The organism is Aliiroseovarius sp. YM-037 (genome assembly GCF_048060095.1).
GTDB lineage: Bacteria > Pseudomonadota > Alphaproteobacteria > Rhodobacterales > Rhodobacteraceae > JBLUOA01.
Genome location: NZ_JBLUOA010000002.1, coordinates 456,061 through 481,965 on the forward strand (window position 1 = coordinate 456,061; position 25,905 = coordinate 481,965).

General features: G+C 60.5%; 26 protein-coding genes. 14 read left to right on the forward strand and 12 right to left on the reverse strand.

All coding sequences use genetic code 11. The annotated features are described in order from the left end of the window. Nucleotides 1-51 precede the first annotated feature (51 nt). From ACEWPJ_RS12885 to ACEWPJ_RS12930, 10 genes are all read left to right on the forward strand, one after another. Nucleotides 52-900, forward strand: coding sequence for a putative hydro-lyase (locus tag ACEWPJ_RS12885; protein WP_416513504.1), 849 nt, complete (start codon nt 52-54; stop codon nt 898-900). After that, the gene (locus ACEWPJ_RS12890; protein WP_416513505.1) at nt 897-1,934 is read left to right on the forward strand and encodes a TRAP transporter substrate-binding protein; all 1,038 of its coding nucleotides are present in this window, start codon (nt 897-899) and stop codon (nt 1,932-1,934) included. Before ACEWPJ_RS12885 ends, ACEWPJ_RS12890 begins: the two co-directional genes overlap by 4 nt. Before the next feature lie 25 nt (nt 1,935-1,959). After that, nucleotides 1,960-2,508: a TRAP transporter small permease subunit gene (locus ACEWPJ_RS12895; RefSeq protein ID WP_416513506.1), complete on the forward strand. Its 549-nt coding sequence runs from the start codon at nt 1,960-1,962 to the stop codon at nt 2,506-2,508. Then, nucleotides 2,505-3,788 (forward strand): TRAP transporter large permease, encoded by a 1,284-nt coding sequence (locus ACEWPJ_RS12900; protein ID WP_416513507.1) that lies wholly within the window; start codon nt 2,505-2,507, stop codon nt 3,786-3,788. Before ACEWPJ_RS12895 ends, ACEWPJ_RS12900 begins: the two co-directional genes overlap by 4 nt. Then, nucleotides 3,785-4,531: a 5-oxoprolinase subunit B family protein gene (locus tag ACEWPJ_RS12905; protein WP_416513508.1), complete on the forward strand. Its 747-nt coding sequence runs from the start codon at nt 3,785-3,787 to the stop codon at nt 4,529-4,531. The genes ACEWPJ_RS12900 and ACEWPJ_RS12905 overlap by 4 nt, the downstream gene beginning before the upstream one ends. After that, on the forward strand, nt 4,528-5,568 hold the full coding sequence (locus tag ACEWPJ_RS12910) for a biotin-dependent carboxyltransferase family protein (protein ID WP_416513509.1): 1,041 nt from the start codon (nt 4,528-4,530) through the stop codon (nt 5,566-5,568). The genes ACEWPJ_RS12905 and ACEWPJ_RS12910 overlap by 4 nt, the downstream gene beginning before the upstream one ends. Before the next feature lie 118 nt (nt 5,569-5,686). Continuing rightward, on the forward strand, nt 5,687-6,550 hold the full coding sequence (locus ACEWPJ_RS12915; RefSeq protein WP_416513510.1) for an FAD binding domain-containing protein: 864 nt from the start codon (nt 5,687-5,689) through the stop codon (nt 6,548-6,550). Next, nucleotides 6,547-7,023: a (2Fe-2S)-binding protein gene (locus ACEWPJ_RS12920; protein WP_416513511.1), complete on the forward strand. Its 477-nt coding sequence runs from the start codon at nt 6,547-6,549 to the stop codon at nt 7,021-7,023. The genes ACEWPJ_RS12915 and ACEWPJ_RS12920 overlap by 4 nt, the downstream gene beginning before the upstream one ends. Before the next feature lies 1 nt (nt 7,024). Continuing rightward, on the forward strand, nt 7,025-9,265 hold the full coding sequence (locus ACEWPJ_RS12925; RefSeq protein WP_416513512.1) for a xanthine dehydrogenase family protein molybdopterin-binding subunit: 2,241 nt from the start codon (nt 7,025-7,027) through the stop codon (nt 9,263-9,265). A 2-nt stretch (nt 9,266-9,267) separates the two neighbouring features. Then, the gene (locus tag ACEWPJ_RS12930) at nt 9,268-9,513 is read left to right on the forward strand and encodes a MoaD/ThiS family protein (protein WP_416513513.1); all 246 of its coding nucleotides are present in this window, start codon (nt 9,268-9,270) and stop codon (nt 9,511-9,513) included. A 64-nt stretch (nt 9,514-9,577) separates the two neighbouring features. On the opposite strand, the gene ACEWPJ_RS12935 is transcribed toward ACEWPJ_RS12930, so the two are convergent. Both ACEWPJ_RS12935 and ACEWPJ_RS12940 read right to left on the reverse strand, forming a co-directional pair. After that, nucleotides 9,578-9,763, reverse strand: coding sequence for a Flp family type IVb pilin (locus ACEWPJ_RS12935; protein WP_416513090.1), 186 nt, complete (start codon nt 9,761-9,763; stop codon nt 9,578-9,580). A 40-nt stretch (nt 9,764-9,803) separates the two neighbouring features. After that, a complete protein-coding gene (locus ACEWPJ_RS12940) occupies nt 9,804-9,995 on the reverse strand; it encodes a Flp family type IVb pilin (RefSeq protein WP_416513514.1) in 192 nt (63 codons plus the stop codon). A gap of 633 nt (nt 9,996-10,628) precedes the next feature. On the opposite strand from ACEWPJ_RS12940, the gene ACEWPJ_RS12945 reads away from it, so the two are divergent. Continuing rightward, nucleotides 10,629-11,201 (forward strand): Hint domain-containing protein, encoded by a 573-nt coding sequence (locus tag ACEWPJ_RS12945; RefSeq protein WP_416513515.1) that lies wholly within the window; start codon nt 10,629-10,631, stop codon nt 11,199-11,201. 1 nt (nt 11,202) lies between these two features. Here ACEWPJ_RS12945 and ACEWPJ_RS12950 read toward each other — a convergent pair whose 3' ends face one another. The 5 genes from ACEWPJ_RS12950 to ACEWPJ_RS12970 form a co-directional block, all read right to left on the reverse strand. Next, nucleotides 11,203-12,957, reverse strand: coding sequence for an AMP-binding protein (locus tag ACEWPJ_RS12950; protein ID WP_416513516.1), 1,755 nt, complete (start codon nt 12,955-12,957; stop codon nt 11,203-11,205). After that, complete coding sequence (locus ACEWPJ_RS12955; RefSeq protein ID WP_416513517.1) at nt 12,950-13,756, reverse strand: thioesterase domain-containing protein; 807 nt, start codon at nt 13,754-13,756, stop codon at nt 12,950-12,952. The genes ACEWPJ_RS12950 and ACEWPJ_RS12955 overlap by 8 nt, the downstream gene beginning before the upstream one ends. Beyond that, nucleotides 13,753-15,399 (reverse strand): gamma-glutamyltransferase family protein, encoded by a 1,647-nt coding sequence (locus ACEWPJ_RS12960; protein ID WP_416513518.1) that lies wholly within the window; start codon nt 15,397-15,399, stop codon nt 13,753-13,755. The genes ACEWPJ_RS12955 and ACEWPJ_RS12960 overlap by 4 nt, the downstream gene beginning before the upstream one ends. Continuing rightward, nucleotides 15,399-16,469, reverse strand: coding sequence for a ketopantoate reductase family protein (locus ACEWPJ_RS12965; RefSeq protein ID WP_416513519.1), 1,071 nt, complete (start codon nt 16,467-16,469; stop codon nt 15,399-15,401). Before ACEWPJ_RS12965 ends, ACEWPJ_RS12960 begins: the two co-directional genes overlap by 1 nt. 167 nt (nt 16,470-16,636) lie before the next feature. After that, nucleotides 16,637-16,834: a hypothetical protein gene (locus ACEWPJ_RS12970; RefSeq protein WP_416513520.1), complete on the reverse strand. Its 198-nt coding sequence runs from the start codon at nt 16,832-16,834 to the stop codon at nt 16,637-16,639. Nucleotides 16,835-17,005: 171 nt separating this feature from the next. Here ACEWPJ_RS12970 and ggt point away from each other — a divergent pair, with 171 nt between their 5' ends. Next, nucleotides 17,006-18,793, forward strand: a complete 1,788-nt coding sequence (gene ggt, locus ACEWPJ_RS12975) for a gamma-glutamyltransferase (protein ID WP_416513521.1) — start codon at nt 17,006-17,008, stop codon at nt 18,791-18,793. An 18-nt stretch (nt 18,794-18,811) separates the two neighbouring features. On the opposite strand, the gene ACEWPJ_RS12980 is transcribed toward ggt, so the two are convergent. The 3 genes from ACEWPJ_RS12980 to ACEWPJ_RS12990 all read right to left on the reverse strand — a co-directional run bounded on the left by ACEWPJ_RS12980 (nt 18,812) and on the right by ACEWPJ_RS12990 (nt 21,492). Next, complete coding sequence (locus ACEWPJ_RS12980) at nt 18,812-19,519, reverse strand: DUF2161 domain-containing phosphodiesterase (RefSeq protein WP_416513522.1); 708 nt, start codon at nt 19,517-19,519, stop codon at nt 18,812-18,814. A 75-nt stretch (nt 19,520-19,594) separates the two neighbouring features. Continuing rightward, nucleotides 19,595-20,125: a hypothetical protein gene (locus tag ACEWPJ_RS12985; protein ID WP_416513523.1), complete on the reverse strand. Its 531-nt coding sequence runs from the start codon at nt 20,123-20,125 to the stop codon at nt 19,595-19,597. A gap of 23 nt (nt 20,126-20,148) precedes the next feature. Further along, nucleotides 20,149-21,492 carry a hypothetical protein gene (locus tag ACEWPJ_RS12990; RefSeq protein WP_416513524.1) on the reverse strand — a complete coding sequence of 448 codons (1,344 nt, stop codon included), beginning with the start codon at nt 21,490-21,492 and terminating at the stop codon, nt 20,149-20,151. 75 nt (nt 21,493-21,567) lie between these two features. On the opposite strand from ACEWPJ_RS12990, the gene ACEWPJ_RS12995 reads away from it, so the two are divergent. After that, the gene (locus ACEWPJ_RS12995) at nt 21,568-22,224 is read left to right on the forward strand and encodes a GntR family transcriptional regulator (protein ID WP_416513525.1); all 657 of its coding nucleotides are present in this window, start codon (nt 21,568-21,570) and stop codon (nt 22,222-22,224) included. On the opposite strand, the gene ACEWPJ_RS13000 is transcribed toward ACEWPJ_RS12995, so the two are convergent. Next, nucleotides 22,221-22,967: a metallophosphoesterase gene (locus ACEWPJ_RS13000; protein ID WP_416513526.1), complete on the reverse strand. Its 747-nt coding sequence runs from the start codon at nt 22,965-22,967 to the stop codon at nt 22,221-22,223. The two genes, ACEWPJ_RS12995 and ACEWPJ_RS13000, sit on opposite strands and share 4 nt — an antisense overlap. Nucleotides 22,968-23,103: 136 nt before the next feature. Here ACEWPJ_RS13000 and ACEWPJ_RS13005 point away from each other — a divergent pair, with 136 nt between their 5' ends. Beyond that, nucleotides 23,104-23,766: a sugar transferase gene (locus ACEWPJ_RS13005; protein WP_416513527.1), complete on the forward strand. Its 663-nt coding sequence runs from the start codon at nt 23,104-23,106 to the stop codon at nt 23,764-23,766. Here the strand turns inward: ACEWPJ_RS13005 and ACEWPJ_RS13010 are convergent. Continuing rightward, nucleotides 23,763-25,736, reverse strand: a complete 1,974-nt coding sequence (locus tag ACEWPJ_RS13010; RefSeq protein WP_416513528.1) for a polysaccharide biosynthesis tyrosine autokinase — start codon at nt 25,734-25,736, stop codon at nt 23,763-23,765. The two genes, ACEWPJ_RS13005 and ACEWPJ_RS13010, sit on opposite strands and share 4 nt — an antisense overlap. Nucleotides 25,737-25,905: the final 169 nt, after the last annotated feature.

Consider the following 25,905-nt stretch of genomic DNA (forward strand, 5'->3'; position numbering starts at 1 on the left):
GATTTTATAGGACACCACAGGCACGCTCTTCCTTGATGGAGGAGTCTGGCTGTGAGCACCGATTATCAGCGACTTAGAAAAAGCGCCCTACCGAATTTGCGTGGAGAGATTCGCTCCGGTCGCTATGAATCCCATACGGCCGGGTTGGGTGCTGGCTATCTTCAGACCAATCTGGCGATTCTGCCCGAATCCTATGCGCTCGACTTCATGCGATATTGCCAGCGCAACCCGAAGCCCTGCCCGCTGGTCGGTGTGTCCGATACCGGCAACCCCAGCATGTTCACGCTGGGCGAAGACATCGACATTCGCAGCGACGTGCCAGCCTACAACATCTACCGCGATGGTCGGCTTGAAAGCAGCGTTAGTGACATATCGGATATCTGGGCCGACGACCTAGTCGCCTTCGCGCTTGGCTGCTCCTTCACATTCGAACAAGCCTTGCAGAACGCCGGAATACCGCAATGGCACATCGACAATAACACGACCGTGCCGATGTTCCGGTCGAACATAGACACGGTTCCGGCCGGGCCATTTGCTGGCAAGATGGCGGTCAGTATGCGGGCGCTTGACCCACACCGCCTGAACGAAGTGATCGAGATTTGCCGCCTTTTTCCATTGGCGCATGGCGCCCCGGTCTATTGGGGTGATCCCGCCGGGATTGGCATCTCTGATGTCACCCGTCCCGACTGGGGCGATCCCGCGCCGGTCGCTGACGGACAGATCCCCGTGTTCTGGGCCTGTGGCGTCACGCCCCAAGTCGCAATTGAACGCGCCGGGGTGCCGCTCTGCATCACGCACAAACCGGGTCACATGCTGATTACCGACATCGCCGAAGACGCCGAAGTGCCCGTCCGCAACCCACAACAAACGACAAATACCCAACAAGGAGAGACAACATGAAATGCACACTCACAGCCCTCGCAATAACGACGGCAATGGTAACGCCCGCCTTGGCCGAAGACCTGTCCGTCGTCGGAAGCTGGTCGGGCCTGCCTCTGCACAAGCAATATGAAGCGCCGTTTTGGACAGAAACCCTGCCCGAAGCATCCGGCGGCAACATCAATGTCGCGCTGACCACCCATGACCAGATGAACCTTGGCGTCGGGGACGTTTACCGCCTGCTGGGCGACGGCGTCTATGACGTGGGCATGACCGTCGCAGACTACGCGGTTGCCGACGCGCCAGAACTTGAGGGGCTTGATGTGCCGTTACTGGCCCTGACAGCGGATGAGGCGCGGGCGATGGTCGACGCCGCCCGCCCGATGGTCGAAGACATCTACAACGCCCGCTTCAACAGCCACGTCCTTGCCATCGCGCCCTATCCGCCGCAGGTCGTGTTCTGCAATGCCGACATCGCAGGTCTTGATGATTTGGCCGGGCTGAAGGTCCGCGCCTCTGGCCGGATGACCGCGAAGTTCCTCGAAGCGCTGGGCGCCGAGGGCGTCAATGTCAGCTTCTCCGAAGTGCCCGGCGCACTTCAGAAGGGTGTCGTCGATTGCGCCGTGACTGGCGCGGGGTCAGGCTACAGCGCTGGCTGGTGGGAGGTTTCGACACACCTGCTGCCGATCCCGCTTGGCGGCTGGGACAGCGTCGTGACCGCGATTAACCTCGACAAATGGAACAGCCTTGATGCGGACACGCAAACGCTGATCGCGGACGAGGTCAAAGCCAAGTTCGAAGAGCCCGCATGGCAAACCGCGCAAGACGCGCTGGTGAACGACATCGCCTGCCTGACCGGCAACGGTGAATGTCCGTCGGGCGACGCACGTGGCATGACACTTGTCGAAGTATCGGAGGCCGATTTCGAAAAGGCCCGCGACGTGTTGGTGAACGAGGTGCTGCCGGATTGGGCGGAACGCGCAGGCACTGACTGGGCGACCCGCTGGAACGATTCCGTCGGCGCGGCTGTCGGCGTGAGCATCGCCACCAACTGATCCAAACCGCTTAGGGAGGTTCCCAATGGCCGAGATACTTCTGACACGAATGCGAAAGCTGAACGGCTGGCTCGCGATCCTGATCGGGATCATGCTGTTTGCCTGCGCCGCCTTCGTGCTCGCCGATATCGTGCTGCGGCAATTGGGCTCCTCCCTCGGTGGGACGGACGAAATCAGCGGCTACGTCATGGCCATCGCCACGTCTTGGGGGATGGCCTACACCCTGACCGAGTTAGGGCACGTCCGCATCGACATCTTGCGAAGTCGGGGCGGGCCGCGCAGTCGCGCGATTTTTGATCTGTTTTCGCTGCTGACCCTCGCGATCACGATCTCTTTGATCGCGTATTGGGCATGGCCGGTTTTGGAACGGTCGCTGGTAAACAGTTCGCGTGCAAACACGCCACTCGAAACACCGCTCGCGCTGGTTCAAGCGCCTTGGTTCGCGGGCTGGCTGTGGTTCGCAATTGCTGCGTGGCTCACGTTCATTGCCGCAATAACGCTTGTCATGCGGGGTGAGTTTGACGCCGCCGACACAGCGATCGGCACCCGTGGCGAAGCGGAGGCTTTGGAATGATCGGCTATCTCTCCATCGGCCTTCTTGGCCTGCTTTGCCTGTCGATCCCGGTCGGTATCGTGCTGTTCCTTCTGGGCTTCGGCATCGACGCGTTCTTCAGCCCCTTTCCCCTGATGAAGGGCTTGGGCAACCTCGTCTGGTCCACATCGAACAACGCCACGCTGATTGCCATTCCGTTCTTCGTCCTGCTCGGCGAAATCCTCGTCCGCAGCGGTATCGCGACGCGCACTTACGCGGCGCTCGACCGTTGGGTCAGCTGGCTGCCCGGTGGCCTCGTCCACGCCAACGTGGCAACGGCGACGATGTTCTCCGCCACGTCTGGATCGTCCGTCGCAACCGCCGCAACGGTGGCCACCGTCGCCATGCCGCAGGCAGAAAAGCTGGGCTATGACCCCAAGCTATTTTCGGGTGCCATCGCCGCAGGCGGGACACTTGGCATCATGATCCCACCGTCGATCAACCTGATCGTCTACGGCTTCCTGACCCAAACCTCGATCCCCCGGTTGTTTCTGGCCGGACTCGTGCCCGGTCTCGGCCTCGCGCTGGGGTTCGCGGTTATCACAATGATCCTGTGCATGATCCGCCCGAGCCTTGGGGGTGAGCGTCGGGTCTTCCCCTTCCCCGAAATGCTCCGTGCGCTGTTGCAGCTTATCCCGATCATCCTGCTGTTCACCGTCATCATCGGAACGATCTACAAGGGCTGGGCCACGCCCACCGAAGCCGCCGCAGTCGGCGTGGCGGGCGCCATCGCCATTGCCGTGGCGTTCGGGGGCGTCAGCCTTGATATGTTCCGGCAGAGCATCCTTGGGACGGTCAAGATCACCTCAATGATCATGCTTGTCGTGATCGGAGCATCCTTCCTGAACTTCACGCTCGCCTCCGCCGGGATCGGGCGGGAACTGCAGGCCTTCCTCGGCGGGCTGGGGCTGTCGCCACTCATGACGATCCTTGTCATCGTCTGCATCTACATCGTGCTTGGATTCTTCATCGAAACCCTGTCGCTGATGGTCGTCACCATACCGATCATCGTGCCGCTGGTCGTCGAATTGGGATATGACCCGATCTGGTTCGGCATCCTGATGATCGTGATGATTGAAATGGCGTTGATCACGCCACCTGTGGGGCTTAACCTCTACGTGGTTCAAGGCGCGAGGCAGAGTGGTTCGATGAGCGAAGTGATGCTGGGCACCATCCCCTACATCATTGCCATGCTGGCGATGGCAGCGGCGCTGATCGCCTTTCCGCAAATCGCGCTTTATCTGCCGAATGCCCTGCAATGACCGACGCCACTGCAAACGACTGGCCGCAGATCCGCAATGTCGGGATCGACGGGCTGCTTGTCAGCTTCGGCGACCGGCTGAACGAACCGGCGAACCGGGCCGCGCTGGCGTTCCTGGACGCGCTTGAACGTGACGGGCCGGAGGGGATTGAGGAAACATCGACATCACTCGTGTCAACCTATCTGCGCTTTGATCCGATCCATTGCGACCACGCAAAGATGCGTGCGGCGCTTGGAAAGATGCTGAAAGCGCGGGATTGGTATGATGCCGATCTACCAAGCGGGCGGCGGTTCTGGCGTATCCCGACCGTGTTCGGCACCGACCTCGCCCCCCAGTTGGAGGAGGCGGCGGAAGCCGCTGGAATGTCAGCCGAGGACGCGATCCGCTCAATCTCCGAAACCCGCGTGCGGGTGCAGACCATCGGGTTCGCCGCCGGGCAACCCTATCTGGGGGAGCTTCCACCGGATTGGGACATCCCGCGCCAGACGCAACTGACCGATAAGGTTCCGGCGGGTGCGCTGACCGTAGCGATCCGGCAACTTGTGCTGTTCTCGGTGTCGACCCCGACCGGTTGGCGTCACATCGGGCAAACTGCGTTTCAGCTTTTCCGCCCGGAAAGTGATACTCCTTTCGTCCTGCGACCGGGGGACGAAGTGCAATTCGATCCAACGACGCCAGAAAAACTTGACGCGATGAAGGCCGACGGCCCGGAAGGCGGCGCGGTATCGGAGACGTTGAAATGAGCCGGAGCCTTATCGTCCATAAGGTCGGCCCCGGCGTGACCGTTCAGGACACCGGGCGCCCCGGATACCTGCGCTTTGGCCTGTCGCGCGGCGGGGCCGCCGACCGGCTGGCGCTGGCGGAAGGCGCGGCTTTGTTGGTTCAGTCGGACAACCTCGCGGCCCTCGAAATGGCGGGCATGGGCGGGGAGTTTGAGGCGACCGAAGACACACGCATCGCCCTGACCGGCGCCCCGATGCGCGCCAGCATCGACGGCGCGCGCCTTGCTTGGAGCGCGAGCCATCTGTTGCCCGCGGGCGCGCGGCTATCCATCGGGGCAGCGCAATCCGGCACTTACGGTTACCTTCACGTTGGCGGGGGGCTGACGGCAGAAGAGCATCTTGGCGCGCGTTCTGCCCATCTTGCCGCTGGTATCGGCACGCCGCTATCAGATGGCGCACAGCTTGGCATCGGTGCGGACCCGCGCGCGACGAATTACGGACAACGGCTTGACCCCGATCCACGCTTTGACGGCGGAACGGTGCGCGTCGTGCCAAGCCTTCAAACCGCATTTTTCGCAGAGTCCGAGCGTAAAAGATTCGCCTCCACCGTGTTTCACCGCGACACGCGCGGCAACCGGATGGGCGTGCGGTTTCTACCGGATGGTGACGGGTTTGAAAGCGCGGCGGGCCTGTCTGTCTTGTCGGAAATCATCGTGCCGGGCGACATCCAGATCACCGGCGAAGGCACACCCTTTGTCCTGCTGGCCGAATGCCAGACGACCGGCGGCTATCCCCGTATCGGATCGGTCCTGCCTGCCGATCTGCCCCGCGTCGCGCAAGCGCCTGCTGGGGCAACCATGAAGTTCCAGTTCGTGAGCCTTGAGGAAGGATTGGAAGCCGAAGCCCGCGACCGTCGTCACCGGGAGTCGCTGCGCGGATCGCTCCGCCCCCTCGTCCGGCGGCTTGAGGACATCACCGACCTGCTTAGCTACCAGCTTATCAGCGGCGCGACGGCGGGGGATGATCTGGAACGGGATGAAGCGGAACACGCCCGATAATCCGCCGTCTGACTGAACGGCCCTTGATCTACCGCGCGGCAACGTCCACGCTGCGGTTGTGAACAACGCGGCTTCGCGCAATGCTGGGCCGACGAATCTAGGCAAACGGATTACCCAGATGAAATATGTGAAGCCGGACAGCTTTGATGCGGCCGCCGCACTGCTTCGGGATGAAGAAGGCACCGCCCGCATTCTGGCTGGCGGAACCGATGTGCTGGTGCAATTGAAATCGGAAATGGTCGAACCCGATCTGATCGTCGATCTGAAGCACCTTGCCGGTATGCGCAGCATCGTGGCCGAGGACGGAGGGTTTCGCATCGGCGCTGGTGTCTCCGGCGCGGAAATGGGAGAACATGACGGCCTAAAGGCGCTTTGGCCCGGTGTGGTTGAGGGGATGGAGCTGATCGGCTCGACCCAGATCCAAGGCCGCGCAACGATGGTTGGCAACCTCTGCAACGGCTCACCCGCTGCGGATAGCGTGCCGGGCATGGTCGCGGCCAATGCAACGGCCCGCATCCACGGACCGGATGGCACACGCGACTGCCCGGTGCTCAATATTCCGGTGTCGCCGGGTAGAACATCACTCGCCAAGGGCGAAATGGTGACGTCGATCTTCCTGCCCGCCCGCCCGGAAAACGCATCGGACGCCTATCTGCGCTTCATCCCGCGCACGGAAATGGACATTGCCGTGTCATCCGCGGGGGTCAGCCTTGAACTCGACCGTGACGGCACTTGCACAACAGCGCGGGTCGCGATTGGCGCAGTCGCACCGACCGTCCTGCTGGTCGAAGCGGCGGGAGCCGCGCTGACCGGAACCAAGCCCGATGCCGCAGCCATCGCCAAGCTGGTCGAGGCCGTCGAAGCCGCGTGCTCTCCCATCGACGACAAACGCGGGACCGTCGAATTCAGAACCAAAACCGCCGGGGTGCTGGCCAAGCGCGCTGCCCTCATCGCCTATTCCCGCGCCGGAGGTCAGACATGAAGAACGCCCACATCTCCACCACGATCAATGGCGACGAGGTTGATTTCATCTGCGCGCCTGATGAAACCCTGCTCGACGTTCTGCGCGACCGTTTGGGCATGACCGGTTCGAAAGAAGGCTGCGGCACCGGCGATTGCGGCGCGTGTAGCGTGACGCTGAACGGGCGGCTTGTCTGTTCCTGCCTCGTGCTTGGGGCCGAAGTCGATGGCGCGTCAATCGACACGATCGAGGGCATGGCGGAGGGCGACAACCTCCACCCCTTGCAACGTGTGTTCATCGACAACGCCGCGCTACAATGCGGCATCTGCACGCCCGGTATTTTGGTCGCCGCGCGGTCGTTGCTTGAGAAAAACCCGGACCCGACGGAAACCGAAATCCGCTATTGGCTTGCCGGAAACCTCTGCCGGTGCACCGGCTATGACAAGATCATCAAGGCGGTGCAAACCGCCGCGGCCGAGATGAGGAGCGCCTGACATGGCTTTAGACGCTGGAAACAAACGGGAATTCAAAGTCGTTGGGACGCGGGTCAGTCGCCCGGACGGCCTTGATAAAGTCACCGGCAAGGCGATGTATGGGGCCGACGCATCCGCCCCCGGCATGTTGATCGGGCGAGTGTTGCGCAGCCCCCACGCCCATGCCCGTATCGTATCAATCGACACCTCGGCCGCAGAGGCGCTGAAAGGCGTGAAAGCCGTCGTCACTTCCGCCGATTTCGGTGATCCGGGCGATGATTTTCACCGCGATATCCGCGACAACGTGCTGGCCCGCGGTAAGGTTCTTTACGACGGCCACGCGGTTGCCGCCGTGGCCGCCATCAGCAAATCCGTCGCGAAAGACGCGCTGCGGCTGATTGATGTGGTCTACGAGGAGCTTCCGCACGTCACCGACGTCGATGCCGCGATGGCCCCCGACTCCCCTGTGGTTCAGGAAGGCCGTGCGGATGAAAGCGTGCCCGAAGGCTGGTCGCAGAACGTCACGGGGCATTGTGAATTTGGCCACGGCGATGTTGAGGCCGGATTCGCCAAGGCCGACACCATCGTCGAACGCACCTTCAAAACCGCCGCGACCCATCAGGGCTATATCGAACCCCACGCGTGCCTTGCCACCCTCGGCAATGATGGCCGGGGAGAACTTTGGTGCTGCACCCAGGGTCCGTATCTGGTCCGCTCCGTCTGCGCCGCTATTCTGGGGATCGAGGCCAGCCAACTTCGCGTCACGGCCTCAGAAATCGGTGGCGGATTTGGCGGCAAGACTACGGTGTTCATTGAACCCGTCGCGCTGGCGCTGGCCCGCAAGTCCGGCAAACCCGTGAAGATGGTCATGCGCCGGGATGAAGTGTTCCGCGCCACGGGGCCAACGGTTTCGGCTTCTATGGACGTCAAAATCGGCATGACAAAAGACGGGCACATTACCGCTGGCCAAGCGAAATTGCGCTATCAGGGCGGCGCGTTTCCGAACGAAACGGTCGTGATGGGCGCGCAGTCTGCCTTTGCTGCCTACGATCTTGAAGCGGTGCAAACCCTCGGCTGGAACGTGATGACCAACCGCCCGAAGGAAGTCGCCTACCGCGCGCCGGGGGCGCCGATGGCGATCTACGCGGTGGAAAGCGTCGTTGATGAGCTTTGCCAGAAGCTGAAGCTCGACCCGCTAGAGGTCCGCCTGCAAAACGCCGCCCGCAAGGGAACGCTGTCGTCCTACGGGCCGACCTTCAACGATATCGGCCTCGCCGCAACCCTTGAGGCAGCCAAGGCGCATCCGCATTACAGCGCACCGCTTGGCCCCAGACAGGGGCGCGGACTGTCCTGCGGTTTCTGGTTCAACTTTGGTGGCAACACCTGCGTTTCGCTGAACTTGAACCCCGATGGCACCGTCGGCGTGGCTGAGGGGAACCCGGATATCGGTGGTTCTCGCGCATCGATTTCAATGATGGCGGCGGAGGAGCTGGGCATCCCTTACGATAAGGTCCGCACGGTCATCACCGACACGAACTCCCTCGGCTTCAACGACACGACCGACGGTAGCCGTGTCACCTTCGCGGTCGGCCTCGCCACCATCGAAGCGGCCCGCGCAGCGATCAAAGTCATGTGCGCCCGTGTCGCGAAAATCTGGGGCATCGACGAGGACGCCGTCGTTTGGGAAGACGGTGCGGCGAAACCCTCCGGCCCAAACGCGGGTGAGTTTCCTCCGATGAGCATCGCAGAAATCGCCGCCATTGCCGACAACACCGGTGGCCCCATCGCGGGCCATCACGAGGTCAACGCCGATGGCGCTGGCGTCAGCTTTGGCGTCCATCTTGTCGACGCGGAGGTCGATCCCGAAACTGGCGCGACCAAAATCCTGCGCTACACGGTGTTTCAGGATGCGGGCAAAGCTGTGCATCCCGACTATGTCGAAGGGCAGATGCAAGGTGGTGCCGTTCAGGGGATCGGCTGGGCGTTGAACGAAGAATATATCTACGGCGAAGACGGTCGTCTGCAAAACCCCGGCTTCCTTGATTATCGCGTGCCAGTCGCATCCGACCTGCCAGAGATTGATACGGTGATCCTCGAAATCCCCAATCCCGGCCACCCTTATGGAGTTAGGGGTGTCGGTGAAACACCAATTGTCCCACCGCTCGCCGCGATCTCGAACGCCGTATCCCGTGCGACCGGAGTGCGCATGACGGAACTGCCGATGTCCCCGCCGAAACTGCTGAAAGCGATGTCCGGGCAATAGCGATGGTGCGGGTAAAGCTTTGGGGGTCGCTGCGAAACCTTGTCGACGGGCAGGCGGTGATTGAAGTTGAGGCGAGCAACTTCAAAGAACTGCTCGACGCGCTCGAAACGCAATATCCCGCGTTGAAGCCGCAGATCGAACGCGGTGTGTCATTCGCCGTCGATGGGGTGATTTACCGGGAAGCGTGGTTCACGCCGATCAACGAAGAAAACGAAATCGTCCTTTTGCCTTATATGGTCGGCGGCTGAACCCCAGAAATGCGAAAAGCCGCGCCCATTTGGGCGCGGCTTTCCGTTTTGTATGACCGACTGATTAGTAGGTGTTGATCAGGTCAGATGTCAGCTCGCCCGAGATCAGGTCGCCGAGGTCTGCGGTGGACTGGCCAACCGAAGCCATGACTGCGATGCCGAGGCCAACGATGCCTGCGGTCAGAACAACCCAGTCAACGGTGACTGCGCCGGATTCGTCTTTTGCGAAGTTTTTGATAAAGTTAAGCATTGTATTCTCCGTATATTCTCTGTGTGTGTTTCTGTGTGACTTAGTAGGTGTTGATCAGGTCAGACGTCAGTTCGCCCGAGATCAGGTCGCCCAGGTCCGCTGTGGACTGGCCAACCGACGCCATGATTGCGATGCCGAGGCCAACGATGCCTGCGGTCAAAACAACCCAGTCAACGGTGACTGCGCCGGATTCGTCTTTTGCAAAGTTCTTTGCGAATGCGATCAGTTTCATTTTAGTTCCCTCGTAGTTCTCTAAACTCGTTTCCACTCACCGTGACGTCCCTAGAGGTTGCTCTCGCTGACCCATGTCGCCTTGGCATGAGACGATATAGCCCCCCGAATGGGGCAACACTTGGGCGCACATCGTACATTTTTGTAGTTCGTTAACTTTTCATGGAACGAGTGGATTTGCGTTTATTTACGGCAGTTTTTGCCTCTGACCGGGGCACGAAAGCTCTAGAAAATTCATTTATGACAGTGCGTTAGGAAAAATTATCCGAATTGGATACCAGACGCCGCTTATTGCGATAAAAAGCGCACCGCAGGCGAATCTGACCCGAATTTTTCATTCCTTGCGCCTGCGATGCCCGATTTTATCGACCCGCCATTTGCAAAGAATAGTGAAACAAACCGCCGAATTTTCACGGGTCGTCACCAGATGGCATAACAATCGGGCGATGTCGCCAATTGGTAAAGGTGCAGCAAAGAGAATCGGATTCCCGTTAACATACTGATTAAGTTATGAAATACTCCTAGACTCGTCAATTTCAACAACGGACTTGTCTAAAAGACCAAGTAGGTGCATCCGCCGAACTGCTTTAAATTTCAGGGATTGAAACCAAATACTTTGTTTGAGAGTTAGCAAATGGCAGTTCGCCACGATTTTGATGATGCCGCCGATCAATTGGCGGTTCTGGAAAACATAAAAAATGTGCTGCGAGCAGACGACGCGGGCAAAGCGCCCCCTATTGCGAAGGTGAAACCGAACCCCGTGCCGACGACAGATGTAAATCAATGGACGATTGACGGAATCGCGGGGCAGACCCGCGTTTCGACGTCTTTCGGGGATGTACCGTCTGAACTGCTGCGCAAAAACGACATGGTGCGCTCGATCTCGGGCGACTTCAAGCGGATCGTCTGGATTGATCGTATTCGACTTGATGAAGGTTTCATGTCCCGCCATCCAGAGGCTTACCCGATCCACATACGCGCCAACGCGTTTGGAAAGGGCATCCCGGCCCGCGATATTGAGGTTTCGCCGTGCCATCGTTTGCGCGTTGATCGTTTCACCAACGGAAGCGTCGTGGCGGAATCGCTACTGCATCGTCCGGGCGTGACTCGTGCGCCCCACCCACACGTCACCTACACGCAGTTCCATTGCGACGGCGACACTATGGTTAAGGTCGAAAACCTATGGGCGGAAAGCCGGAAGCGGTAAATCAGCCGGACCCTCCTGCCTTGATCAACGCCTCTACTTGGCCGAGTGATGTAATTTCCGCGATTTCACTGGCAGAAAAGACGACGTCAAACGCCTCCTCCAACTCCTCGATCAGTGCCATATGCGCGAGGGAGTCCCACCCTTCGGTGTTGAACGGTGTGGAGTCGGGATGAAGCGCACTGACCGGCACTTTGAAGCAAGCGGAAGCGAGCGAATAGACCGTTTCTTCGCTTGAATTGGTGTCTCCCCCCCCGGCGTGCACCAACTCCGCGACAATAACCTTGCCGGAAGCACCTCGCGGCAGTTTATCGACCATCCGTATCTCTGCCGGAACACGCTCTGGCGACAGGTTCTCGCGGCAGAACGTCCAGATGTCATCGCGTGCGACTGTGTCGCTGGAGACTGCGGCGACTAATCGTTCACCGCGGATGTCGTCCGGCTCTCCGAAAACGTAGGCTTCGCTGATCCCCACCATGGAGGAGATCACCTCGGCGATGCCTTCCGGGTAAATCGTGACCCCGGCCGAGACAATCGCGGTTTTCTTGCGCCCAGCAAATTCCAGCAGCCCGTCGTCGGCTTCCCGCACCAAATCACCTGTGTGAAACACCTCGCCTTTCAGCACTTCGGCGGTCAATTTGGGCGCGTTGAAGTAGCCGCGCATGATCGTCGGCCCGGACAGCGTCAATTCCCCAACCTGCCCATGCGGAACCCGATGCCCGTCCTTATCAACGATCCTGGCCTCGACCCTAACCGCGCGGCCAATCGACCCAATCCGGCGGGTGTCATCGGATGGGCCAGCAAAAACGGCGTCGCACACGACCTCACTTAGCCCATAGGCGTTTGCGACAGGGACGCCGAACGCCTCTTCGAACCGTGACCAAAGTGGCGTGTTCAGATGGTCGGCGCTCGATAGCAAGAACCGAAAGTTCGGTGTGTTGAACGCGGAGCGCTGGTCTTGCCCCACGCGGTCAATGATCCGCAACATGGCAGGGACGGTGATGAAATGCGTGATCCCGTCGATCGCGACAGAGTCCAGTATCATCGGCACGTTCTGAACCGAGAACTCTACCCTGCGATAAACTGTGCCGCCAAACCAAAGCGCCGTCAGCGGCCCGCGGATCAGCCCGTCGACATGGTGCAGCGGCAGCAAGTTCAACAGGCGCGTGTCCGTGTCAAAGCCGTAAACTTCCGCGAAAACCTCAAACTGTGCGGTCAAATTGGCATAGGTCAGCTCTACCGCTTTCGGCGCGGAGGTCGTGCCTGATGTAAAGATCATCAACGCGATTTCTGGCGGCGCAGTCCCTTCGGGCAGCCGTTTGCGCGGTGAGGCATCCACAAATAGCACCGCGTTGTCGACCTCGACCATTTGCCCCGACGGAATGTTGGCTTGCCCCCGGATCACCGCAAGCGTTTCACCGTCCGCAAAGATTGCCGCCGGGCGACAGGTTCCTAGCAGTTCCATCGCCTCTGAGGGTTTCGCATTCGCGTCACCCATCACCGGGGCGAGGCCTGCGCGAAGGGCGGCGATCACCAGCAGGATCAGCATTCGATCATCCCGGCAGAACAGCGCGATGCGATCACCAGCGATCAGGCCGAGCGCGGCGAAGCCGCCGATGAGCCGGTCAGTTTCTGTGACAACATCCTCTCGGTCCAGCAGCCCATCTTCCAGAACCGCCAGTGGCGCGTCGGTGCCATCCAGCCGCGCCTCTATCGCCTCGCGAAAGCGGGCGAAGTCGCTCTCCGAAAGCTCACCCATCCGCCGCCTCCCGCATCGCGGTTGCGATAGCGGCAACCGACGCAGGGCTTTTCAACAATCCAAGGTGGTCGCCAGCCAGTTCATGCACATCCAAGCCGTTATCAATCAGTCTGCCCCACCCCAGATCAGGCTCGGCGTCGACATTTGTGGGCTCATCGACAGCACGCAAAAGTGTCGCGGCACCGCCCTGCCACGAACTTGGTCGATAGGCCTCAAGCGCGTGATACATCGCCCGAACAATCGCGCGATGGCCTTCGGAATAGCCGCTTGTATCAAGCTCAATCAATCCAAACCCGCAGAGGAAATCGGGATCAGGCCGCAACCCCAGCACCTTACGCCAGTTCTTCGCGAAATACCGCGCGGCGTAGGAGAGTTCCGCGACAGGCGCCCGCAACAGCCTGCTGTCACGCAAATATCGGGCAACGCGGGTGTCAAACAGCCAAAGCCGGTCGAAGCCATGCCCGCCCGATTGCAAATGCCGCGCGGTTTCGTAGGCGAGATAGCCGGCAAAGGAAAATCCGGCGAGATGGATAGGCCGCGGCAGGTCGGCTTGCGCGATGTCCGACGCGAAACGCTCGCCCAGATCAGGCACGGAATGCTGGCCCAGTTGCGCCGAAATTTCCCGACCCAAACGGACGCCGATGCAATTGAAGTTGTCGGAAAGCTCCGCCACCAGCGGCTTGGCGTAAAGCACGTTGCCGCCGAGATCCGGCAGAAAAATGAGCGTCCCCCGGGGGGCTGCCCCGCCTATGCGGAACAGGGTGTCTGGCAGGTCGGTCGTGTGTTCCGCGCCATTCATCCTGCTACCTCTACCCTTTGCCCACTTTCGCGGCGGGGATCGCCGCAGGCCGAACGCGCGGACCCGTCGGCTTCTGTCGTCACCACACACATCGATGGTCGCCCAATACCCGTGGCCGATCCGCTGACCGCCTTGTGGCCCAGCGCGCTCAGCCCGTCGATCCAACCCTCTGGCGCGTCCTCCTCAACCGTCACCTTGCCGGGAAAGCACAGATGCGGCGCGGTTGATCCCGGTGCAGATTGCGTGAACGCTCGGGGTGCTGCGATGGCAGCCTCCAACGGCTCGCCGCACAGCAGATGCCGGGCCAGCACTTGCGCGCTGGCCTGAAGTTGCAAATCCGCCCCCGGACCGCCGCCCGCAATCAGGCGCCCGTCCGCCGCTTCAAACAAGAACGGACAGGCGCTGACCCGTGGGCGTTTTCCGGGCTGCAAGACTGCTGGGTGGTCCGGTTCCACGCGGCTTTGCGCCCCGCGTGTCGAGATGACGAAGCCAAGGCCGGGCACGACGGGTGCGTCGAACGACGTATCGCTCGGCGTCGCGACAAAGAGGTTGCCCGTGCCGTCGACGATACTGACCACCGAGGTATCAAGCGTCTTTTCGACCAAACGATCATCCACGCCCGGCACCCCCTCAATCGCCGAGGCGGGAGAGATACGCGCAGCCCTTTTCCGCGCGTGATCCGCCGACAGCAACGTGTTGAGCGGCGTGTCCACGAAATCAGGATCACCATAGAACGCATCCCGATCCGCGAAGGCAAGCTTCAAGGCTTCAAGCGCCCGGTGCATGAATTCTACACTGCTCGGGTCAAGCCCGCCAACATCTGATTGCTCAAGAATTTGCAATGCCTGCGCTAGGGCCGGGCCTTGGCTCCACGCGCCGCAGGTGTGAAGCGTGCCGCCGACCACGGTGGCCTGGGTTGCTGGAACCACGGGGGTCTGATGCGTGGCAAGGTCGCTCGCCCGAAGCCATCCGCCGCTGTCCGCAACATGCCGAACCATCGCCTTCGCAATATCGCCTTCGTAGAACGCAGCGCGCACTGCGTGCAGCCCGTCTTTGCGCCCCGAAGCGCAGCGATCCGCGTCGATCAGCGCCGCAATCGTTCGCGCAAGATCCAGTTGGGTGAACCACTCACCCTTCTCAATCGGGCGACCTTTCGGCAGCCAGATCGCCGCGTTCCCGGGAAACTTGCGATAGTCCCGCTCAAACTGCGCCGAACAGGACACGAGGTCATCATGCGCCGGAAAACCATCCTTCGCCAAGCACCACGCGGGTTCGGCCAGTTCGGCGAACCGCATCGTCCCGAATTGGGACAGGGCGACCAGCCATGCGGCGGGCGCGGCGGGCACAACCGTGCGCAGCACACCCTTCGGGATACGTCCGCGATGGTTCCGTTCAAACAATTCCCGATCAGCATTGGCGGGCCAACGTCCTGCCCCTTCCACGCAATGAACCGTGTCCTTTCCGGCCATGCGCAACAGCATCGGGGCAACGCCGCCCAATTGCACCTGCTCCGAATGAAGCACGCAAAGCGCGATTGACGCGGCCACCCCGGCATCAACCGCATTGCCGCCCGCCTTCAATACACCCAGCGCAATCTCTGCCGCTGCATCGTGTCCAACCGAAATCGCAACCGTCGACTGCACTATGCCGCGACCCCCCGGTTCTTGCGAAGCAGCGCATCGACCCGAGAAACCACATCGTCGATCAGACCGGTCTCAACCCCCCGCTGCCGCGCGATAAGCTGAACGAGGCGATCCACACGCTCAATATTCTTGGCCCCGGCATACAGCGCACGCGCGGCAGACGATGGCAGGATCAGCCCCTTCGCGGCCTTCGCGTATTGTTCAAACGGCACAAGATCGCCGTCCACCGCGCCAAGCCGCAGGATCAGTGCATTGACCCAATCATAAACCGCCCGGGTTTCATCACCATCTGAATGCACCGCATCGCAGATCGATCGGGGGCCATCCGCCGTGATGCAGCGGTAGTTCCCGGCCAGTAACATGCTCCACTTCGTCAGCGGCACAAAGGCGGAGTCGCTAACCTTCAGGCGCACGGGAACGGTGGATTGCCGACCATCGCGGGGCACGCGCGCCTCATTGATGCTCCGCGCGAGGGTTCGCAGCATCACGTCGGCGTCGGCGTCTTCAAACGCTGCGGTGCGGAAATTCGTGCCAAGGCCGACACGCAAGAAATTCTGCGGCGCGTCTGGCGGTCGGCTGGCCTGCGCGTCGGGGCTGCATAGGGTGAACTTGGCCGGATCAAAGCCCCGCCAAACATCTGGGGCGCTGTAGCAGGTATCGACATCGACGCCCGACAGGCCGGCAATCCGGTCAAGATACGGCGGCGGCGGCATGTTCATGATCGAAAGGCAGGGCGTGCCCGCAACGGCGACTTTCTGCGTTAAACGTCGAACGCCATCCTCAGCGAATTGCGGTTCCTGCATCGCCAATGCGACGAGATCAAAGCCTGTCCCTTCAACATCACTCGTCCTGCGCGCCACAATGGTTCCCGGCAGATTGCCGGATCGCAGATCAAACCCGGCGCCGGAGCGGCGCGAGGGGATGCGAACATGCAGCCCATCGCGGTTGATCGCGGCGACTTCTTCGGCCCGCCCGACCAGCGTGACCGTGTGGCCAGCCATCGCCGCCTTGATCGCCAAAAGCGCGCCATAAGACGCGCCGAGGATCAGAATATTATAAGGTTCGGCCACCAAATGACCTTTCTGCCTCACTGCCCGGTCGCGACCCGACACCCCACCCAGATGCGCAAAACGGTCGCTGATTGTCCGAAGGTTCCCGACCCGCGATGCAAAGTCAAATGTTCAACGGGCACTGCCCGATAATGTGCAGCCGCGTGCCAGTTATGGTTCAGATCAATCTAACGGTCGCGGATACGGTCGACTTCGTGGCCCAGATCGGCGTCGTAGGTTTCGTCGTATTCATCGTCCAGATATGCGAATTCGTCCCGTAGGGCAGACTGATGCGCGATCTCGGCTTCACCACCGGTTACAACAAAGCGGCCCGGCGGCAGCAATTTCCGCCATTCGTCGTCGGATATAATATTAACGTTACTCATGAATCCCTCCATTGCCCCATCTTTCACAGGCGATTGAGGCGGGAGTTCGGCGGCAGTTTGACAATACTGCGTGCGGTGATGGCGCAAAGGCACATAGCCGCCCCAATCGTTAAGGTTGCACCGACTCGCCCAGCGCGTGCATGCTGGCGGAATAATAGAGAGGTTTTTGCCATGCAGTCCAAGATATCCGTGATTTCAGCCGCCCTGCTTTTCGCCACAACCGCCGTCGCACAGGAAACCGCCGATGCTGTCGCGCCAGAGGCGGCAACGTCCAATCAAGCGGTCGCCTATTCGCAAGCCGCCCAAGACGCGCTGGACAAGAAGGCTGCCGGGCAACCGGTGACGGCGGACAACTGGATGGTCGCCGCTGCAAACCCGCTTGCTGTCGAAGCTGGCGCGCGCGTGCTGCGCGAGGGTGGATCAGCGGCCGACGCAATGGTCGCCGTGCAAGCCGTGCTTGGGTTGGTGGAGCCGCAATCCTCCGGCCTTGGCGGTGGCGCGTTCCTTGTCTGGTATGACGCCGAAAGCGGAGAGATCACAACGCTCGATGGCCGCGAAACAGCGCCGCTGACCGCGACCCCGCAGATGTTTCAGGATGAAAACGGCGAACCGATGGGTTTTTTTGATGCCGTTGTCGGGGGGCTATCCGTCGGCACGCCCGGCACCCCTGCCCTGATGGAAGAAGCGCACCGCCGCTGGGGCCGATCCAACTGGGGCAGCCTGTTTGACGAAGCGATCACCCACGCTGACGACGGTTTCGCAACCTCCGCCCGCCTTGCGGAGCTTGTGGCGAACGATGCGGAGCGGCTTGCAACCTCACCGCAAACCGCCGCCTATTTCCTGCCGGACGGGGAACCGATTGCAGAAGGCACCACGCTTATCAACAAGCCCTACGCCGCAACCCTGCGCGCATTGGCAACCGATGGCGCGGACGCGTTTTATAAAGGTCGGATCGCAGAAAACACCGTTGCCACGGTGCGCAACGCCACAACGCCCGGCGCACTTTCGACGGTCGATCTGGCGCTCTACCGTGTGGTCGAACGAGATCCGGTTTGCGTTGAATATCGGGAACATGACGTGTGCGGGATGGGGCCGCCATCGTCGGGCGCGCTGACCGTCGGCCAAATCCTCGGGCTGCTGCGGGGAAGTGACCTCGCCACCCTCGGGCCGGACAACGCCGAAACGTGGCGCTTGATCGGCGATGCCTCCCGCCTCGCCTTCGCGGATCGCGGGCGCTACATGGCGGATAGCGACTACGTGCCGATGCCGACAGAGGGGCTGGTGGCCGATGATTACCTGTCTGAACGGGCCACGATGCTAGAGACAGACGCGGCCCTCGAAACCGTTGAGCCGGGGAGCCCCGAATGGGACCACGCGATGCTCTGGGCCGATGACCAAGCGATAGAGCTTCCGTCGACCAGCCATATCTCCATCGTTGATAGCGATGGCAACGCGCTGTCGATGACCACCACGATTGAAAACGGCTTTGGCAGCCGCCTGATGACGCCGGACGGGTTCCTTCTGAATAACGAGCTGACGGACTTCTCGTTCCGCACCCATTCGGATGGTTACCCGATTGCGAACCGGATCGAACCGGGCAAACGCCCCCGGTCGTCGATGTCACCGACCATTGTGATGCAAGACGGAAAGCCGGTGCTGGTCATCGGCTCCCCCGGCGGCAGCCGGATCATCGGATATGTCGCGCAGGCGATTATTGCCCATCTTGATTGGGGAATGGACGTGCAACAGGCCGTCGCCATGCCGCATCTGGTGAACCGCTTTGGCAAATATGATCTGGAGGCTGAAACCACGGCCGCCGACTTTGAAACCACCCTGACCGAAATGGGGTTTGAGGTTGGTGTCCGCGACCTGAACTCCGGCCTGCACGCCATCGCGATTGGCGAAACACTGGAAGGGGCCGCCGACCCTCGCCGCGAGGGGATCGCACTCGGAGAATAAGCACTTCGGCATCCGGCGCTATTCTGGCCCGGATGCCTCTTTGATATTCGCGATCTCATGCGCGTAGTCTTTCAGCGCTGCGTTGCCGTTCGGGCTTAGGCCGTAAACGCCACGCTCAACCCGCTGAAACCAGCCATAGTGGTTGTCGGCCATGATCCGTTGGGCGACCGATACGCCCGATCCCTCTGCCACGAGCTTTGCCTTCATCGGCCCGTTCGCATTAAGGATTGCGACACAGCGAAGCGCATCTTGGCGATAGGCCGTGATGAGCCCTTGCCGGGTCGCCCCGCCCATATTCGGGTCGCCAATACGTTTCGCAAATTCCTTCAGCAGATTTTCTTTACGGCGGGCAGAGCCGCGCGGCTTATAAGGCGCCGGGTCAAGATGCACCTGCACAAAGCCATCTTTCAGCCGGACCGTCATCAGCCCAAGTCCCAAACGTCGGCAAAGCGTCATGTTGTTCTTCAGCGACTTTTGAAACGGCCGCCCCACCCCGCGCGGCACAGCTATATAAACGTCATCAGTGATCGACTGCCGCGCGATTGCCTGATGAAAGACCGACAGCGAAAACCCCGCTTTTAACTCGACGATCACCGGATCGTCCCCGTCACGAAGCGCAACGACATCGGCGGCGCCAACCTCCCCTTTCACGTCATAGCCCTGCCCTTCGAGAAGGGATTTGATCGGGCCATAAAGTTCCGTCTCGCGATCGGGTTTGGATGTCATGGAATCGGTGTAGCGCGAAGTCGGGGCGATCTCAATTCGCGCGGTCGTGCCGTGCTTATTTTCAGCAGGGGTAGATCACTCACACGATCCGGTCAGATTCTCAATCGTGCCCGGCAGGATCGCCATCGTATCCGGCGTATGCACCTGAAACATCCGCCGTTTGCTGAGCAGACTCCAATCGTCCGGTGTCGCCGGAAGCGCTGACGTTTCCAGCGTCAACGGAGCCGCATAGAGGGTGACGAGCATCGGGTCCTCGTAAGACCCCACCCCGCCAAGGTTCCCGGTCACGCCCGTTGCATCTATCGAGATATAGTCAGCCGTATAAGGCGTTCGCACCACATGAACCACGCCAATATTACCGGTGACCTGCGTGCCGTCCGCTGCCGTCAATTGGGTCGTGCCATTGGACAGGTAAGACAATGTTTCGACGTCCTGTCGATATTCCTCGTTCGCGGTGAAGGTCACCGTGCCTTTAAGCACGCTGCCCGCGGCGATCGCGCCGTGGTCTTTCGCGGTGATGACGTCAAAGCTCACCGTGCAGTCGGTTTGGGCAGCGGCACTGCTCGCCGTGATAAGCGTCGCGATAATCGGGCCAATCAGTTTCATCTTATGGCTCCTCCGGTTGGGTTTCAGTTCACGTCGCGCAGCAGAAACGTGAAGTTTGCATCGTGCCCGGCGGCGGTTTCGGCGTCCGCATGACAGCCGAGGCAGGTGCCGTCGTCCGCATCCTGCAGGAAGGTTTCCATCGTCGTGTTGGTCAGGAACCGCGGCACTTCGCCATGTTCGAACAAGGGGCTGATGTTCGCGCCGCGCCATTGGGATGAAATCAGGATGTAGTTCTCAAGCCCCGACCCGGCGACCCGGTCGTGCCACAGTCGGCTGACACGCTGGGTTTCTTCAAAAACCTCCCAGCAGCGCACGATCTGCGATGGGGATGCGGGGACGCCGCCGACCAATGCGAAGGGTGCTGTGCTGGCCCATTGCCAAGGCTGGCTGGTCGCTGTGTTGGTTTTGCAATCGGGACAATTGACGTCGAAGAATGAGTGAGTTTCAGAGAGGGTGCCTTCGGGCGCTTTGCATCCTCCGGGGAACAGATCGTTCGCGTATATACTGTTGATATTGCGCGCATTTGCTGCCGTTGGCGCATTCCGTCGATGTTCAAACGTAGACCAAATCCATTCGTCACCATTCCCGCTGCTGACCCGCGCCACAATATGCATCCCGACAAGGGCGAGCATTGCGTCGATGCACATCGCCTGCCCGTCCGCCGCGCGGTCTGGCGGGACGTAGATCAAACCGTCAGATTGGATGAAATCGGTGGCATCCTTCAGGTCGGTCAAAACCCGCCACGCGGTTTTGATAAGAACGCTGGCAGGCTCCACCCCAATGCGACCAAGCGGAAAGGCGACGGGGCTGTCGCCACGTGCCTGCTGACCCGCGAGCGTCTGAAGCGCATTGTCGAGGATATACCCCTCCGCCGCTGGGTTCAGGCGTGTTTCGTAAACGACGAAGTTGCCCGATTGGTCGATCAAAACGGACCCATCCGCCTGCGCTAAATCCTGAACAATCACAGCGGCGGTTTCGGCTTTGCTCCCACAGTGTTCCGCTGCCGTATCCTGCGCCAACACCTCTTCACGTCGGCGAAATTGCTGCCACGCACGACGGTCGCCGGGATCACTCAGCGACGGTAACGCCTCTCCCGACGCCGAAACTGGCCAGTTCAATGCGACAAACGCCTGCCATGAGAAGAAATCGAACGGCTCCTGCGCGGCGCCAGAGACGACCATGTATTCAAAACTCGCGCTGAAATCCGTCTGATCGTCAGGGAACACCGCGCAGATTTGGTCGTGTGGAGGGGTGATGCAGAACTGCGGCAAAAACCGCGATTGTTGGGCAAGCGCCGCGAATGGCAGCAGGAGCACCCCGAACACGGTGGCGCGAACACCCCACAAAATCGTAAATTTGCATCCCATAATATATATTGGATACAAATTAATTGTTTTGTCAACAAAGGTGATCCGCTACACTCACCTCGCGGAGGGAAAGCGATGGCGGATGGAACGGAACGAAGCGGCCAGGTTGTTGCGACAATCGTTGAAACGCTGCGGCAGGAAATCATCTCGGGGAAACTAAACCCAGATGAACCGCTGGGGCAGGAACAGCTCGCGACCCGGTTCGGGGTCAGCAGGATGCCCGTGCGCGAAGCAATCCGGCAGTTGGAAACGCTTGGCTTCGTGACGGTTGAGCCAAACAAAAGCGCGCGCGTTGCCCCAGTCAGCTTGGCGGATTTTCTTGAGATATACGACATGCGCATCGCCGCCGAATGCCTCGCCATGAAAAGCGCGATACCGGAGCTGACCAACACCCGGATTGATGAGGCCGAGGCGATTCAGGATCAGATTGAAGCCGCGCCGATTGGGGCGTTTGGCGATCTCAACATCCAGTTTCACATGACGCTTTATCGCGCGTCGGGGCGGCATAGGCTGCTGGCCCATGTGCAAGCCTTGGGCAACGCGGCGGACAGATATCAGTGCATGACCGTCGCCGGACCGGAAATCCGCCGGAAATCCGATCTGGAGCACCGCGCCATACTTGAACACTGCCGCCAGCGGGATTCTGACGCAGCTGTCGCGATGGTCGCGCAACATATCAGCGACGCGCGGGATCACCTGTCTGGATTGATTGGCGATTTGGAAGACCGCTAGGTCGACAGGAACCGGACCGATCCGCGTTCGATGACGGCGGCGGTCAGACGCTCTGTAAACCACGCGCCGGTGTCGACGGCGATCCGGCCACCCTCCACCCCCGGTTCATCATCCGGGTAGTGGCCATGTGCAACCCACAGCCCATCCGCGCGCGGCTTGCAGCGGAAATCCGGGTGACCCCAGATCAGCGACCGGACGTTTTGATCGTCAGGGTCTGCGGAGGGATCCAGCCCGGCATGGGCGCACACGACATTTCCACTTTGATAGAGATGCGGCAGGTTCCGAAGCCACGCCTCCGCCTTCTCCCCCAGCGCATCGCGGAACGCGGCGCTGGCCTTGGTGAGTTCGGACGCGTGAGAATATTCCGTGATCCGCCCGACGCCAAAACTCGCCAGCGTTTGCAGCCCACCATTGCGCAACCAGCGCGGGCCCTTGGCTGTCGTTTCATCGAAGAAGTCCAGCAGCATCTTTTCGTGATTTCCCATAAGGAAAACGGCTGGCGGCCCGGCCTCTGACGCGATGCTTTGCAGGCGGGCCAGAACCTCAGCACTTCGGTCGCCGCGGTCGACGTAGTCCCCGACAAAGACCAGCAGCGGGGTCGCGATCTGACGATAGGCGATGTCGGTCGCGATGATTTCCAACATACGATCAAGTAAATCCGCCCGCCCGTGGATGTCGCCGACGACGTAGAGCGTCTCCTCCGGAGCTATCGTAGCGATATCGTATTTCGGCTGGGGTTTCATCGCCGCCTAGGTTTCCAGAAAGCGCGGGCGAGGTCAAAGGCGGAAACTCACGCGATCTGCAACTTTAAGTCGATTTTTAACCGATAATTAAACGCTTAACGGCAGCTTAACCCTGATTTCTGATGACGGGGGCTGCATGTTTGATCTGGAATTTGCGCGGCTGGACGATTTTGATGCGGGCACCGTCGGTTTGCCGATCCGGCGCCGAAGCCGGTCCTATTACTGGCGCGCAAAACGGGGGTTCGACGTCGGGATGAGCCTTGTGCTGCTTCCGCCCCTAATCGTCGGAGGTGCAACGCTGCTGATGCTGAACCCGTTCCTTAACACCGGGCCGCTGCTGTTCGTTCAGACCCGGATGGGGCGCGGCTGCAAGCCGTTCGGGGCGATCAAATTCCGCACCATGCGGCGCGAGGCTGCCAAAACCCGCGGCCCGGATGACCCGCTGGAAGTCGAACGCATCACCGCGCTGGGGCGTTTTTTGCGCTGTTCCCGATTTGACGAACTGCCACAGATCATCAACGTCTTGCGCGGCGAGATGAGCCTGATCGGACCCCGCCCCGACGCCTACGACCACGCGATTGCCTATGTCGACGCGATCCCCGAATACCGAATGCGTTATGCGGTCAGACCGGGGATCAGTGGGCTTGCCCAGACGCAGCTTGGCTATGCCGAAGGGATCGACGCCACCCGGCGCAAGGTCGAGGCCGATCTTGAGTATATCCGCAACGTCGGGTTCATGCTGGAGGCGCGGATTTTCTGGGCAACGGTGCTAACCGTGCTGGGCAGGAAAGGCGCTTAATTCACGTAATACGCGCTACTTAGGCCGACATACGCGCTGTCTTTACCGCCGTAGCCATAGCGATGCAGTTCCCCGGCGTTCACCTGGCTTAGGATCAAGCCCGCCGGGGTGATGTTGACGGCGCTCAACATCGAAAGCCCCTCCTCCACCTGCGCGCGGGAAGTTGAGTTCCACTTCACCGCAAACAGCACCGCATCAGCGTTTTTGCCGATCACGCGGGCGTCCGGCACAACAAGAACCGGCGGCGTGTCGATGAGGATAACGTCATAGCAGCGCCGCGCCTCTTCAACGAACTTGGCAAACTGGGCGGAGGAGAACAGATCGGCGGCGTTCACTTGCGACTGATCCGCCGTCAGGATATCGGTCCCGACGCGGCTATCCTGCACCACGGCGTCAGCCAGCGGAACTTGCCCCAACAGCACCGAAATCAAGCTATGACGCGGGCGAATGCCAAGATAGTCACGGAAAACTCGCCGCCGGATGTCACCTTCGACAACCAAAACCTTCTTACCCATGCCAACAAAACTTTGCGCGAGCGCGAGGGAGAGCGTCGTTTTCCCCTCTCCGCGCAGGGTGGATGTCACCACGATGACCTGCGGCGGCTTGTTCAATGCAGAGAGCAGAATCGTCGTGCGAAGGTTCCGCACCGCCTCGGCCACTGCCGACGTCGGGTTGTCCGCAATATATGACAGCGGGTCGGCGCTGTCTTTGCCCGGAACATTTGGGATTTGACCCAAAACCGGGCGGCCGGTGATCTGACCCAGCTCTCGCCCCGTGCGGAATGCGCTTTGCCGCATCTCACGGAATATCGTGATCGCCGCGCCAACCAACATGCCAAGCAACCCCGACAGCCCAAGCACCATCGCCTTGCGCGGCTTTGACGGGCCACGCGGCACGACCGCGGCGGACAAAACGCGGCTGTCGGCCTGCTGGATACCTTGCTGCACCGCCGTTTCCTTCAGCCGGGACAGGAAATATTCGTAAAGCAACCGCGACGCCTCCGCCTCTCGCGTCAATTGCTGAAGGGTGATGAGGTCGCTGCCTTGCGCTTCGATCTGTTCGGTCAGCGCGGCATGAGATCCTTCAAGCGCCTGCAATTGCCGGGTCGCTCTTTCATCCGCGGGGCGCGTATGGGCCGCATCGTCGGCAGTGGCCGTCACCGCGTTTCTTGCCGCACCAATCCGCTCTCTCAGATCTTTCGCCTGACGTTCCAGCGCTCGCAGAGTTTCCGCGCTAATTAGGTCCGCCCCCGCATTGAAATCGGCCAAACGCCCCTCTGCCGCTTCCAATTCGCCCTGCAACTGCGCGACACGCTCTGTCAGCCACGAGGTCGCCTGCTCCGTCGCATCAAATTTGAATTCGAGTTGGTTGAGAATGTAGAGCTCCGCAATCGCATCCGCAATTTCCGCGGCCTTCTTAGGGCTTTTGCTTTCGACCGTGATGCGAAACACCAGACTTTGCCGGATGTTCTGGATGTTGAGTTTGCCCAGCAAGGTATCGATCGTAGACTGAATCTGCGCCTGTTCGTCAGCGCGCGCGCCACCAGACCCGCCAAAACTCCAGTTCTTGACGGTCCGAACCAACCCCGGTTCGCGCAGGGCGGGATTGAATTCAGGGTCATCTGTCAGGCTTAGATGGTTCACAACCTTTTCCATCAAGCCGCGTGATCGCAGCACCTCAACCTCCGAATTCAAAACAAGCGTATCGCCGGACAAACCGCTGATAACGCTTGTCAGATCAACGACTTGCTCCTCCCGACTTTCGAGCATGACGACGGATGAGGCGCTAAAAAGCGGCGTCGCAATCCCGTAAACGTAAACCCCACCGAAAAGCAGGCTGAGCACAACACAAACCGCAACCAACCGCCAACCGCGCCACGCAATAGCGAGCAGCGTCATCAGCTTGACGGCATCGTCATCGCCACCCCGAATGATCGGATCGAACGACGCTCTTCCCGGCGTTTTGTTCATAAGGGTTCTCCTGCCGCGCTCGACTACAAGATCGGATTCCGGGGTCGGTTATCGCCCTTAATAAATGAATAAGTTGTTAACTCTCTTTTAAGACGAATTTGAAAGAACCCGCGAAAGGCCTTCGGCGTCAGGAGCTTCGCCCGCGATGAAAGTGAACAACACGATGCCG

What these genes read in the sequence shown, in the direction of transcription:
- ACEWPJ_RS12950 (WP_416513516.1), bottom strand. Translation starts at nt 12,957, where the DNA reads ATGGGTGAGCTTTCGGAGAGCGACTTCGCCCGCTTTCGCGAGGCGATA.
- ACEWPJ_RS12970 (WP_416513520.1), bottom strand. Translation starts at nt 16,834, where the DNA reads ATGAGTAACGTTAATATTATATCCGACGACGAATGGCGGAAATTGCTG.
- ACEWPJ_RS12945 (WP_416513515.1), top strand. Translation starts at nt 10,629, where the DNA reads ATGGCAGTTCGCCACGATTTTGATGATGCCGCCGATCAATTGGCGGTT.
- ACEWPJ_RS12985 (WP_416513523.1), bottom strand. Translation starts at nt 20,125, where the DNA reads ATGAAACTGATTGGCCCGATTATCGCGACGCTTATCACGGCGAGCAGT.
- ACEWPJ_RS12990 (WP_416513524.1), bottom strand. Translation starts at nt 21,492, where the DNA reads ATGGGATGCAAATTTACGATTTTGTGGGGTGTTCGCGCCACCGTGTTC.
- ACEWPJ_RS12890 (WP_416513505.1), top strand. Translation starts at nt 897, where the DNA reads ATGAAATGCACACTCACAGCCCTCGCAATAACGACGGCAATGGTAACG.
- ACEWPJ_RS12905 (WP_416513508.1), top strand. Translation starts at nt 3,785, where the DNA reads ATGACCGACGCCACTGCAAACGACTGGCCGCAGATCCGCAATGTCGGG.
- ACEWPJ_RS12955 (WP_416513517.1), bottom strand. Translation starts at nt 13,756, where the DNA reads ATGAATGGCGCGGAACACACGACCGACCTGCCAGACACCCTGTTCCGC.
- ACEWPJ_RS12935 (WP_416513090.1), bottom strand. Translation starts at nt 9,763, where the DNA reads ATGCTTAACTTTATCAAAAACTTCGCAAAAGACGAATCCGGCGCAGTC.
- ACEWPJ_RS13005 (WP_416513527.1), top strand. Translation starts at nt 23,104, where the DNA reads ATGTTTGATCTGGAATTTGCGCGGCTGGACGATTTTGATGCGGGCACC.
- ACEWPJ_RS12995 (WP_416513525.1), top strand. Translation starts at nt 21,568, where the DNA reads ATGGCGGATGGAACGGAACGAAGCGGCCAGGTTGTTGCGACAATCGTT.
- ACEWPJ_RS12940 (WP_416513514.1), bottom strand. Translation starts at nt 9,995, where the DNA reads ATGAAACTGATCGCATTCGCAAAGAACTTTGCAAAAGACGAATCCGGC.
- ggt (WP_416513521.1), top strand. Translation starts at nt 17,006, where the DNA reads ATGCAGTCCAAGATATCCGTGATTTCAGCCGCCCTGCTTTTCGCCACA.
- ACEWPJ_RS12920 (WP_416513511.1), top strand. Translation starts at nt 6,547, where the DNA reads ATGAAGAACGCCCACATCTCCACCACGATCAATGGCGACGAGGTTGAT.
- ACEWPJ_RS12910 (WP_416513509.1), top strand. Translation starts at nt 4,528, where the DNA reads ATGAGCCGGAGCCTTATCGTCCATAAGGTCGGCCCCGGCGTGACCGTT.
- ACEWPJ_RS12895 (WP_416513506.1), top strand. Translation starts at nt 1,960, where the DNA reads ATGGCCGAGATACTTCTGACACGAATGCGAAAGCTGAACGGCTGGCTC.
- ACEWPJ_RS13010 (WP_416513528.1), bottom strand. Translation starts at nt 25,736, where the DNA reads ATGAACAAAACGCCGGGAAGAGCGTCGTTCGATCCGATCATTCGGGGT.
- ACEWPJ_RS12900 (WP_416513507.1), top strand. Translation starts at nt 2,505, where the DNA reads ATGATCGGCTATCTCTCCATCGGCCTTCTTGGCCTGCTTTGCCTGTCG.
- ACEWPJ_RS13000 (WP_416513526.1), bottom strand. Translation starts at nt 22,967, where the DNA reads ATGAAACCCCAGCCGAAATACGATATCGCTACGATAGCTCCGGAGGAG.
- ACEWPJ_RS12925 (WP_416513512.1), top strand. Translation starts at nt 7,025, where the DNA reads ATGGCTTTAGACGCTGGAAACAAACGGGAATTCAAAGTCGTTGGGACG.
- ACEWPJ_RS12980 (WP_416513522.1), bottom strand. Translation starts at nt 19,519, where the DNA reads ATGACATCCAAACCCGATCGCGAGACGGAACTTTATGGCCCGATCAAA.
- ACEWPJ_RS12915 (WP_416513510.1), top strand. Translation starts at nt 5,687, where the DNA reads ATGAAATATGTGAAGCCGGACAGCTTTGATGCGGCCGCCGCACTGCTT.
- ACEWPJ_RS12930 (WP_416513513.1), top strand. Translation starts at nt 9,268, where the DNA reads ATGGTGCGGGTAAAGCTTTGGGGGTCGCTGCGAAACCTTGTCGACGGG.